General features: G+C 40.6%; 2 protein-coding genes. Both read left to right on the forward strand.

Annotated features, from left to right (window positions below; all coding sequences use genetic code 11):
• Positions 1 to 233 (forward strand): reverse transcriptase domain-containing protein (locus M3189_RS26445; RefSeq protein WP_251639767.1); only part of this gene is annotated, 233 nt, incomplete at its 5' end.
• Positions 208 to 542 (forward strand): group II intron maturase-specific domain-containing protein (locus M3189_RS26450; protein ID WP_285889840.1); only part of this gene is annotated, 335 nt, incomplete at its 3' end. The genes M3189_RS26445 and M3189_RS26450, both read left to right, overlap by 26 nt.

Genomic DNA, 542 nt, shown 5'->3' on the forward strand with positions numbered 1-542 from the left:
CACTAATCTTACAGTTCTTAAAATCAGGAATCCTCGAGGACGGTATATACTATCAAAATGATAAGGGGAGTCCACAGGGCGGTGTAATCAGTCCGTTGTTAGCGAACATCTTCCTTCATCCACTAGATGAAATGATGATGGAGCGAGGTCATCGCTTAACTAGGTATGCAGATGACTTCGTCATCTGTTGTAAGTCCCGAAAGGGTTTTGAAAACAATATCGAAACTCCTTGAAAATGAACTAGGGTTGAAAATACATCCAGAAAAGACGAAGATCGTGGACAACCTTGAGGAACCGTTTGTCTTTTTAGGGTATGTCTTCAAACAAGGATACTTTCACTCCCCATCTGATAAAGCCGTGGGGAAGTTCAAGAAAAGAATCAAGGAAGTAACCAAAAGAAACCAAACGGTCAATCTAGAGGAGTTTGTTAAACGTCGCTTAAATCCTATCATTAGAGGATGGGGAAGGTACTTCGGCATTGGCTATTCAAAGAAACTATTTCAAAACTTGGACTCATGGATTCGAAGAAGATTACGGATGAT

Source organism: Neobacillus niacini, from assembly GCF_023715415.1.
Lineage (GTDB): Bacteria > Bacillota > Bacilli > Bacillales > Cytobacillaceae > Neobacillus > Neobacillus niacini_C.